Below are 9,798 nucleotides of genomic sequence, written 5' to 3'. Positions count from 1 at the left end.
GTCCGTTTCCCATCCGGGCGGTGCAGGTGGATGGGGGTAGCGAGTTTATGGCGGAGTTTGAGGAGGCCTGTAGGGGTTTGGGCATCCGGTTGTTTGAGCTTCCTCCGCGGAGTCCCAAGTTGAATGGGCATGTGGAGCGCATGCAGCGGGCGTTTCGGGACGAGTTTTACACGCGTCCTCTGCCTTCTGGGATTGAGGGGCTTCAGCGGGAGTTGGATGCGTATTTGGACTACTACAACGGGCGGAGGCCGCACCGGGCTTTGGGGGGTCTTGCGCCCTTGGAGTTCCTGGCTAAGCTCAAGGAGGAGGGGGTCCCCACAGAGTCTCAAATGTGCTGGCCAACTACACCGTCTTGACAGGAAAGCCCTCGCCCCCTAGCATGGAGGGCAAGATGCGCGGCCTCCTCCTATCCCTAGGCCTGGTCCTAATCGTAAGGACCAGGGGGGGTAGGGTGTAGCGCCGCGGATCCGTACATCCAAACCCCCCCGGAAACGGGGGGGTTTAGGTTTATAGGAGGCGGGCATGAACGGAGCCGAGGTTCTCTTGAAGGCGCTGGAGCGGGAAGGGGTGGAGGTCATCTTCGGCCACCCGGGCGGGGCCATCATGCCCACCTACGATGCCCTCTACGACAGCCCCATCCGCCACATCCTGGTGCGGCACGAACAGGGAGGCGTGCACGCGGCCACGGCCTACGCCCGGGCCTCGGGCCGGGTGGGGGTGGTCATGGCCACCTCGGGGCCGGGGGCCTTGAACCTGGTCACGGGCCTGGCCGATGCCCTCATGGACTCCACCCCTGTGGTGGCCATCACCGGGAACGTCCCCCGGGCCCTCATCGGCACCGACGCCTTCCAGGAGGCGGACGTCACCGGGGTGACCATGCCCATCACCAAGCACAACTACCTGGTCCAGGACGTGAACGACCTCCCCCGGGTGGTGAGGGAGGCCTTCCACATCGCCGCCACGGGCCGCCCGGGGCCGGTGCTCATAGACATTCCCAAGGACGTCCAGCTTGCGGAGTTCACCGGCTCCCTGGAGGTGGAGCTGGACCTGCCCGGCTATAAGCCCACCCTGAAGGGCCACCCCCGGCAGATTGAGAAGGCCCTGGACGCCCTGGAGAAGGCGGAGCGCCCGGTGCTCATGGTGGGGGGCGGGGCCCAGCACGCCCACGCGGAGCTTTTGGCCTTTGCCGAGAAGACGGGGATCCCCGTCATCACCACCCTCATGGGCCTTGGGGCCTTCCCCGGGAACCATCCCTTGTGGCTGGGGATGCCGGGCATGCACGGCACCGTGGCCGCCAACCGGGCCATCCACCACGCGGATGTGATCCTGGCCGTCGGTCTCCGCTTTGACGACCGGGTCACGGGCAAGGTTTCCCGCTTCGCCCCCCACGCCCACACCATCATCCACGTGGACATAGACCCGGCGGAGATCGGCAAGGTGGTGCGCACCCACATCCCCATCGTGGGAGACTCGAGGCTGGTGCTTAAGGAGATGCTCCGGGGGGCGAAGGCCCTGCGCCTGGCGGAGTGGTGGCGGAAACTGGAGGATTGGCGCACCCGTCACCCCCTCACCTGGCGGCCCAAGCCCCACCTGCAAAGCCAAGAGGTCATCCGCGCCTTCCATGAGGCCACGGGGGGCCACGCCATCATCACCACGGGGGTGGGGCAGCACCAGATGTTCGCCGCCCAGTTCTTCCCCGTGACCCGGCCCCGGAGCTTCCTCACCTCAGGGGGCCTCGGGACCATGGGGGTGGGCCTGCCTTTCGCCATCGGGGCCCAGATCGCAAGGCCCGATGAGCTGGTCATAGACTTTGACGGGGACGGCTCCTTCCAGATGACCCTGCAAGAGCTGGCCACGGTGGTGAAGTACAAGCTTCCGGTGAAGGTGGTCATCCTGAATAACGGCTACCTGGGCATGGTGCGCCAGTGGCAGGACCTTTTCCACGCCCGGCGCTACTCCGAGGTCTACCTGGCGGACTCCAACCCCGACTTCGCCCGCCTGGCGGAGGCCTACGGCATCCGGGGGGTGCGGGTGGAGAGGAAGGAGGACCTTATGAAGGGGGTGGAGGCCGTCCTGAACGCGGATGGCCCGGTGGTGGCGGAGTTTAGGGTCTACCACGAGGAAGGGGTCTTCCCCATGATCCCCGCAGGGGGCGCGGCGGAGGACATGATCCTGGAGCACCCCAGGGAGCGGCAGGAGGTGGAGGCATGAGGCATGTGATCTCCGTCTTGGTCCAGGACCACCCCCGGGTGCTGAACCGCATCACCAGCCTCTTCGCCCGCCGGGGCTTCAACCTGGAAAGCCTAGCGGTGGGCACCACCCACCAGCCCGGGCTTTCCCGCATCAGCCTGGTGGTCACCGGGGATGACCACACCCTGGAGCAGGTGGAGAAGCAACTGAACCGGCTCATTGAGGTCCTGAAGGTCACCGACCACACCGAGCCCCACGTGGAGCGGGAGCTTTGCCTGGTGAAGGTCCACGTGGCGGGGGTAGAGGAGCGCCTGGCGGTGAAGGACATCCAGGAGGCCTTCCGGGCCCGGGTGGTGGACGTGGCCCAGAAGACCCTGATCCTGGAGCTCACCGGGGACTCCAAGAAGATAGACTCCTTCATTGAGGCCCTGAGGCCTTACGGGATCCTCGAGGTCATGCGCACCGGCGCCGTGGCCATGAGCCGCGGGGAGAGGGTCCTTAAGGTCAGGGAAAAACGGGAGGCGGTATGAAGATCTACTACGAGCACGACGCGGACCTCGGTTTTCTTTCGGGCAAGAAGGTGGCCGTCTTGGGCTTCGGCTCCCAGGGGCACGCCCACGCCCTGAACCTAAAGGACTCGGGGGTGGACGTACGGGTGGGCCTCCGCCCGGGGTCCAAGAGCTGGGCCAAGGCGGAAGGGGCGGGGCTTCGGGTCCTGCCCACCCGGGAGGCGGTGGCCGAGGCGGACATCGTCATGGTCCTCCTTCCCGATGAGCTCCAGGCGGGGGTCTACCGGGAGGAGATTGAGCCCTACCTGAAGGAGGGCGGGGCTTTGGCCTTTGCCCACGGCTTCAACATCCACTTCGGCCAGATCCGGCCCCGGAAGGACCTGGACGTCTTCATGGTGGCCCCCAAGGGCCCGGGGCACCTGGTGCGGAGCGAGTACCAGAAGGGCAGCGGGGTCCCCGCCCTGGTGGCGGTCCACCAAGACGCCTCGGGGGCGGCCTTCCCCACCGCGTTGGCCTACGCCAAGGCCATCGGGGCGGCCCGGGCTGGGGTCATCGCCACCACCTTCAAGGACGAGACGGAGACCGACCTCTTCGGCGAGCAGGCGGTGCTCTGTGGGGGGCTTACCCGGCTCATCCAGGCGGGGTTTGAGACCCTGGTGGAGGCGGGCTACCCCCCGGAGATGGCCTACTTTGAGACCGTTCACGAGGTGAAGCTCATCGTGGACCTCATCTATGAGGCTGGCCTTTCCGGTATGCGCTACTCCATCTCCAACACCGCGGAGTACGGGGACTATACCCGGGGGGAGGTGGCGGTGCCCGTGGAGGAGACCAAGCGCCGCATGCGGGAGATCCTGCGCCAGGTGCAGTCCGGGGAGTTTGCCCGGGAGTGGATGCTGGAGAACCAGGCGGGCCAGCCCGTGCTCCTCGCAAACCGCAGGCGCTGGAAGGCCCACCCCATTGAGGAGGTGGGCTCGAGGCTGAGGGCCATGATGCCCTTCCTGAGGGCGAGGGTATTGGAGGAGGTCTAAGGGGAGGCCCCCGGTTGGGGGCCTCTTTGCGTGAGGAGGTGAAGGGATGGAACGGCACATTCGGATCTTTGACACCACGCTTCGGGACGGCGAGCAGAGCCCTGGGGTAGCCCTTTCCCTGGACCAGAAACTGGAGATCGCCCATGCCCTGGCGCGGCTTGGGGTGGACATCATTGAGGCGGGCTTCCCCGTATCGGGGCCCATGGAGTTTGAGGCAGTGCGCCGCATCGCGGGCGAGGTCAAAGGCCCCATCATCGCCGCCCTCGCCCGCACCCACACCCTGGACATAGACCAGGCGGCTAAGGCCCTGGAGGGGGCGGAAAAGCCCCGGATCCACGTCTTTACCTCGGCCTCCAAGATCCACCTGGAGCACATGCTCCGTAAGACGGAGGAGGAGGTCTTGGAGATGGCGGACCAGATGGTCCGCTACGCCAGGCGCTACGTGGACGACGTGGAGTTTTCCGCCCAGGACGTGATGCGGGCAGACTGGGACTTCGTGAAAAGGCTCTATGAGGTGGCCATTGAGGCCGGGGCCACCACCATCAACATCCCCGACACCACGGGCTACGGCACCCCCGAGGAGTACGGGGCCCTCATCCGCCGCATCCGGGACGAGGTGGTGCGGGGGCGGGAGGTGATCATCTCCACCCACACCCACGATGACCTGGGCCTGGCCACGGCCAACGCCCTGGCGGGGGTGCTGAACGGGGCGGGGCAGGTGGAGTGCACCATCAACGGCATCGGGGAGCGGGCCGGGAACACCGCCTTGGAAGAGGTGGTCATGGCCCTTTACGTGCGCCGGGACTTCTACAAGGCCTACACCAAGATCAACACCCGGGAGATCTACCGCGTCTCCCGCCTGGTGGAGCGCTACACCGGCATGCCCGTGCCCCCCAACAAGGCCATCGTGGGGGACAACGCCTTCGCCCACGAGTCCGGCATCCACCAAGACGGCGTCCTCAAGCACCGGGGCACCTACGAGATCATGGACGCGGAGCTCATCGGCCGCCGCCCCGCCGTTTTGGTCCTCGGCAAGCACTCTGGCCGGGCCGCTTTCAAGAAGGCCCTGGAGGATTTGGGCTACAAGGACCTTACGGAGGAGCAAATAAAGGTCCTCTTCGCCCGCTTCAAGGAGATCGCGGAGAAGAAGGGCCCCCTTTCCGCCGAAGAACTCCAGGCCCTGGTGGAAAGCGAGCGGGAGCCCGCCTCCACCTTCTTTGAGCTCCTCCATGTCCAGTTCTTTTCCGGTTCCGGCCTTCTCCCCACGGCCACGGTGAAGGTGAAGACCCCGGATGGGGAGCGGGTGGCCACCCATACCGGGGACGGGCCGGTGGACGCGGTGTACAAGGCCCTGGAGGAGGCCATCGGGCTTAGGCCCGAGCTGGAGCTTTACCGTGTGGAGGCGGTCACGGGGAGCACGGAGGCCCTGGGCCAGGTGACGGTGCGCCTCCGCCTGGGGGAGCTCCAGGCGGTGGGGGTGGGGGTTTCCCCGGACATCATCGAGGCCTCGGCTAGGGCCTTCCTGGATGCGGCAGGGAAGCTGGCCTCCGGCCGGGCCATGCGCCACCCGCCTTCCATTGAGGAGGTCCACCGCGGGGTTTAGAAGCCCCAAGGCGGCCTAGGCCGCCTTGGGGGTCCTGGGAGGGAAGGGGTATGGTGGAGATCCTGGACACCACCCTAAGGGACGGGACCCAAGGAGAGGGGGTTAGCCTTTCCGTGGACGACAAGGTGGCCATCGCCAGGCGGCTTGCCGCCTTCGGTATCCACCTTATAGAGGGGGGGTGGCCCGGTTCCAACCCCAAGGACGCGGAGTTCTTTGCCCGCATGAAGGAGGTGGGCCTGGGGGCGGCGAGGCTTGCGGCTTTTGGGGCCACCCGCAGGAAGGGCCTCCTCCCTGAGGAGGACCCTTCCGTCCGGGCCCTTTTGGAGGCGGAAACCCCGGTGGTGGTTCTCTTCGGGAAGAGCTGGACCCTGCACGTCCTCGAGGCCCTGGAGACCACCCTGGAGGAGAACCTGGCCATGGTCCGGGACACGGTGGCCTTCTTCGCGAAGAGGGGCCGGCGGGTGGTCTACGACGCGGAGCACTTCTTTGATGGGTACAAGGAGGACCCCGGCTACGCCCTCGCCACCTTAGAGGCCGCCCTTGAGGGTGGGGCGGACACCTTGGTCCTTTGCGACACCAACGGGGGCTCTCTCCCCGAGGAGGTCTACGCCATAACCAAGACCGTGGTAGAGCGCTTTCCCGGGGTGCGGATCGGCATCCACCCCCACAACGACGCCGAGCTCGCCGTGGCCAACGCCCTGGCCGCGGTCCGGGCTGGGGCCACCCACGTCCAGGGCACGGTGAACGGCTACGGGGAGCGGTGCGGCAACCTGAACCTCACCTCCTTCCTCCCCACCCTGGTCTTCAAGTACGGCATCCCCGCCATCCCTCCGGAAAGGCTTCGGGGATTGAAGGAGCTCGCCCACTTCGTGGACGAGCGGGCCAACCTTACCCCAAACCGCCGAGCTCCCTACGTGGGGGAGGCGGCCTTTGCCCACAAGGCGGGGGTGCACGTCTCCGCGGTGCTCAAGAACCCCCGCACCTATGAGCACCTCCCCCCCGAGTGGGTGGGGAATAGCCGCCGCTTTTTGGTCTCCGACGTTTCGGGGCGCTCCAACCTCCTGGCCAAGCTTCAGGAGGTGGGGGTGGACCTCTCCAAGGAGGAGGCCAAGAGGCTTCTTGAGGAGGTAAAGGCCCTGGAGTACGAGGGCTACGCCTTTGAGGGGGCGGAGGCCAGCTTCTACCTCCTGGCCCACCGGATGAAGGGGGGAAGCCTGCCCTTCCAGGTGGAGGGGTTTTCCGTGTTCGTGCACGGAAGTGGCCTCTCCACCGCCTGGGCCGAGGCCACGGTGCGGGTCCGGGTGGGGGAGAGCCTGGAGCACACCGCCGCGGAAAGCCCCCATGGACCGGTTTCCGCCCTGGACCGGGCCTTCCGCAAGGCCATCCTGGGCTTTTACCCCGAGCTTGGCGATGTGGAGCTCACCGACTACAAGGTGCGCATCCTCTCAGGCCAGGAGGCGGGCACCAACAGCGGGGTGCGGGTCATGGTGGAGATGCGCCGGGGGGAGGAGCGCTTCGCCACCGTGGGGGCCAGCGAGAACATCCTCGAGGCCTCCCTAAAAGCCCTCACCGATGGCTACGCTTACGCCCTCCTCAAGCCCCTTCTGGAGCCTTCCCTTATGGGCTCCAGGGGAGGCTAGCCTCCGGGAAGGCCAGGGGGCTTACCGGCTCCTTTGGGGTGTGGAGGCGCACGCTCCGGTAAAACCCCCCTTTGGGCCGTCGGTAGGCCCGCTTGTACTCCTCCACACGGAAGCGGTGGCGGGTGGCCATGTCCCCATTACGCCCCCATGCCCGAGTAGCGCCTAAGGCCAAGCCGCCAAAGGATCCGGGAGAGGAGGAGGAAGCCTCCTCCCCAAAGGAGCATCACCCCCACGCCGGGCCACAGGGCCACCTCCTGCCCCGCTAGGGTGGCCGCAGGGAGGTAGACCAGGTAAGGGAAAGGGGTGAGGAGGGCGAGGGCGCGCACCCCTTCCGGGAAGACCTCCAGGGGGGCGATGGTGCCCGAGAGGAAGAGGTAGAGGAGGAAGAAGACCTCCTCCAGAGCACTGGCCCGCTCGCTCCAGAAGGTGAGGAGGGCGGTGGTGTACTGCATGAGGTAGCGGAGGAGAAAAGCCAAAGCGGTGAGGAGAAGGCCCAGGAGGAGGTCCGCCCCGGAGGGGAGGAACCGGGCCTCGGGGAAGAGGAGGAAGAAGAACCCCACCAAGAAGAGCACGAAGGGGAAGCGGGCGAGCCTTTCCGCCACGTGGGCCGCCAAGTGTTCAAAGAAGGGGTCTAAGGGCTTCAGGAGGCGGAAGGAAAGCCTCCCTTCCACCACGTCCCGCTCAAACTCCCACACCACCCAGACCACGGTGAGCTGGCGCACCAGGTAGGCCATAAGGAAGTAGCGGGCAAACTCTCCGGAGGTCAAGGGGAAGTCCCCTCCTTCTGCCGCCTCCATCCAGACCCCCATGAGGATGAGGGGGAGGACCCCGGCCAGGGCCCAGAGCACCAGCTCCGCCCGGTACTCCAGCATGTAGGCCAGGTAGACCTGGAGGAGGACCCTGGCCTTCCTCACGGGCCCACCTCCGCCCTCTGGAACACCCGGGCGATGACTTCCTCTAAGGGGGGTTCCCGGACCTCGAGGTCCTCCACGGGAAGACGGCTTAGGATCTCCGCCACCCGCTCTGTAAGCCGCTCCCGGGGGACGAGGAGCTTGGCCTCCTGGCCCATGAGCTCCCGCACCTCCCCGAAGGGGAGGAGGGCCTCCTTGGAGAGGGGTCTTGCCAGCACCAGCCCCACCTCCCGGTAGGGGGCGAAGCGCTCCGATAGGCCCTCCAGGGCTCCATCGTAGAGGAGCCTCCCCTGGTGGATCACCAGGACGCGTTCGCAGAGGGCGCTGATGTCCGCCATGTAGTGGCTGGTGAGGAGGAGGGTGGCCCCGTAGCGCTGGTTGTAGGCCTTCAGGAACGCCCGCACCGCCACCTGGGCGTTCACGTCCAGGCCCAGGGTGGGCTCGTCCAGAAAGAGGACCTCTGGGCGGTGGAGGAGGGCGGCGAGGAGCTCCGCCTTCATCCTTTCCCCCAAGGAGAGCTTGCGCACCGGCTGGTGGAGTTTGTCCATAAGCCCCAGCATCTCCGCCAGCTCGCCCACCCTTTTCCGAAACTCCCCTTCAGAGATCTCGTAGATGGCGGCGTTCAGCCGGAAGGAGTCCAGGGCAGGCAGGTCCCAGATGAGCTGCTGCTTGTTCCCCATGACCAGGGTGATCTTCTTCAAAAAGGCCTTTTCCCGCCGCCAGGGTACGTGCCCCGCCACCAGGGCCCGGCCCCGGGTGGGGTGGACGAGGCCGGTGAGCATCTTCAAGGTGGTGGTCTTGCCCGCCCCGTTGGGCCCTAAGAAGCCCACCACCTCCCCGGAGGCGATCCGGAAGCTCACCCCCTCCACCGCCTGCACCTCGCGGTAGCGGCGGAGGAGAAAGTGGCGTAGGGTGCTGAGGGGGCCCTCCTCCTTCAGGGCCACGCGGTAGTGCTTGGTGAGGTCTTCCGCGAGGACGATGGCCTCCATGCCCTTCCAGTCTACCTGGGCTTGCCCCAGGGCTTCCCCATGGGCTATGGTGCCCTTGTGCGCTACCTGCGCGTCTACCTTCTCTTCCTCAAGCTGAGCCTGGCTGCGGAGATGGAGTACCGGCTTAACTTCCTCCTCGGCCTCCTCTCCTCGGCCCTCACCCTTCTTGGGAGCCTCTTCGGCCTCCTCCTCCTCTACCAAGGGGGGTACCGGCCGGGGGGGTGGCGGCTGGAGGAGGCCCTTTTGGTCATGGCCGCTTTCACCCTCCTCCAGGGCCTGGCCAGCGTTCTCCTGGCCCCCAACCTTAACAAGATTGTGGAACACGTCCAGCAGGGCACCTTGGACTTCGTCCTCCTAAAGCCCATAGACCCCCAGTTCTGGCTTTCCTTAAGGGTCTTCTCCCCTTGGGGGGTGGGGGATTTCCTCCTCGGGGCGGGGCTTCTCCTTTGGGCGGGGGGGCGGCTTGGGCTTGGCTCCACGGACTACGCCCTCTTCGCCTTCTTCTGGTTCCTCGGAGCCCTCATCCTTTATAGCCTCTGGTTTATGCTGGCCACCACGGGGATCTGGTTCGTGAAGATCTACAACGCCACCGAGGTCCTGAGGGGCCTCTTGGAGGCGGGGCGCTTTCCCCTGGGGGCTTACCCCGCCCTTTACCGGGTCTTCTTCACCTTCGTGGTGCCCGTGGCCTTCCTCACCACCGTGCCCGCGGAGGTGGCCCTGGGTCGGGGCCAGGCGCCCTTCCTCTTGGCCCTGGGGCTTGCCCTCGCCCTCTTCCTCTTTGTCCGGGCTTTTTTCCGCTTCGCTTTGAGGAGCTACACCTCTGCCAGCAGCTGAAGGGGCTTGGGCCTGCCGGAACGTAGGGCTTAGGATGGGGGTATGGAGGTCCTCTTCGTCCTCCTTCTGGCGTACCTGTTTGGTTCCGTCCCTG

Annotated in this window: 9 protein-coding genes and 1 pseudogene; 7 read left to right on the top strand and 3 right to left on the bottom strand. The window is 66.4% G+C overall.

Annotated elements, in window-relative coordinates:
• From WKI94_RS10555 to cimA, 6 genes and pseudogenes are all read left to right on the top strand, one after another.
• Nucleotides 1-457 (top strand): annotated as a pseudogene (locus WKI94_RS10555) (integrase core domain-containing protein); the annotation flags it as partial.
• 65 nt (nt 458-522) lie between these two features.
• Nucleotides 523-2,211, top strand: a complete 1,689-nt coding sequence (ilvB, locus tag WKI94_RS10550) for a biosynthetic-type acetolactate synthase large subunit (protein WP_337845696.1) — start codon at nt 523-525, stop codon at nt 2,209-2,211.
• Nucleotides 2,208-2,720: an acetolactate synthase small subunit gene (gene ilvN / locus WKI94_RS10545; protein ID WP_337845695.1), complete on the top strand. Its 513-nt coding sequence runs from the start codon at nt 2,208-2,210 to the stop codon at nt 2,718-2,720. Before ilvB ends, ilvN begins: the two co-directional genes overlap by 4 nt.
• Nucleotides 2,717-3,727, top strand: coding sequence for a ketol-acid reductoisomerase (gene ilvC / locus WKI94_RS10540; RefSeq protein WP_337845694.1), 1,011 nt, complete (start codon nt 2,717-2,719; stop codon nt 3,725-3,727). Before ilvN ends, ilvC begins: the two co-directional genes overlap by 4 nt.
• A gap of 46 nt (nt 3,728-3,773) precedes the next feature.
• On the top strand, nt 3,774-5,330 hold the full coding sequence (locus WKI94_RS10535) for a 2-isopropylmalate synthase (RefSeq protein WP_337845693.1): 1,557 nt from the start codon (nt 3,774-3,776) through the stop codon (nt 5,328-5,330).
• A 50-nt stretch (nt 5,331-5,380) separates the two neighbouring features.
• On the top strand, nt 5,381-6,970 hold the full coding sequence (gene cimA, locus WKI94_RS10530) for a citramalate synthase (protein WP_337845692.1): 1,590 nt from the start codon (nt 5,381-5,383) through the stop codon (nt 6,968-6,970).
• On the opposite strand, the gene WKI94_RS10525 is transcribed toward cimA, so the two are convergent.
• From WKI94_RS10525 to WKI94_RS10515, 3 genes are read right to left on the bottom strand one after another with little or no spacing between them, the layout of a single operon-like run.
• Entirely contained in the window at nt 6,948-7,100 is a 153-nt protein-coding gene (locus WKI94_RS10525) for a hypothetical protein (RefSeq protein ID WP_337845691.1), read from the bottom strand. The two genes, cimA and WKI94_RS10525, sit on opposite strands and share 23 nt — an antisense overlap.
• A gap of 7 nt (nt 7,101-7,107) precedes the next feature.
• Complete coding sequence (locus WKI94_RS10520; RefSeq protein WP_337845690.1) at nt 7,108-7,884, bottom strand: ABC-2 family transporter protein; 777 nt, start codon at nt 7,882-7,884, stop codon at nt 7,108-7,110.
• Nucleotides 7,881-8,870 (bottom strand): ATP-binding cassette domain-containing protein, encoded by a 990-nt coding sequence (locus WKI94_RS10515; protein ID WP_337845689.1) that lies wholly within the window; start codon nt 8,868-8,870, stop codon nt 7,881-7,883. The genes WKI94_RS10520 and WKI94_RS10515 overlap by 4 nt, the downstream gene beginning before the upstream one ends.
• 57 nt (nt 8,871-8,927) lie before the next feature.
• On the opposite strand from WKI94_RS10515, the gene WKI94_RS10510 reads away from it, so the two are divergent.
• Entirely contained in the window at nt 8,928-9,704 is a 777-nt protein-coding gene (locus WKI94_RS10510; protein ID WP_337845688.1) for an ABC-2 family transporter protein, read from the top strand.
• Nucleotides 9,705-9,798 lie beyond the last annotated feature (94 nt).

It is taken from the genome of Thermus sp. (genome assembly GCF_037444525.1).
In the GTDB taxonomy this organism is placed as follows: Bacteria; Deinococcota; Deinococci; order Deinococcales; family Thermaceae; genus Thermus.
This window is presented reverse-complemented; position numbering and strand designations above follow the sequence as displayed.

Coding starts and splice junctions, on each gene's coding strand:
- cimA (WP_337845692.1), top strand. CDS start 5,381: ATGGTGGAGATCCTGGACACCACCCTAAGGGACGGGACCCAAGGAGAG.
- ilvC (WP_337845694.1), top strand. CDS start 2,717: ATGAAGATCTACTACGAGCACGACGCGGACCTCGGTTTTCTTTCGGGC.
- WKI94_RS10535 (WP_337845693.1), top strand. CDS start 3,774: ATGGAACGGCACATTCGGATCTTTGACACCACGCTTCGGGACGGCGAG.
- WKI94_RS10525 (WP_337845691.1), bottom strand. CDS start 7,100: ATGGCCACCCGCCACCGCTTCCGTGTGGAGGAGTACAAGCGGGCCTAC.
- ilvN (WP_337845695.1), top strand. CDS start 2,208: ATGAGGCATGTGATCTCCGTCTTGGTCCAGGACCACCCCCGGGTGCTG.
- WKI94_RS10515 (WP_337845689.1), bottom strand. CDS start 8,870: ATGGAGGCCATCGTCCTCGCGGAAGACCTCACCAAGCACTACCGCGTG.
- ilvB (WP_337845696.1), top strand. CDS start 523: ATGAACGGAGCCGAGGTTCTCTTGAAGGCGCTGGAGCGGGAAGGGGTG.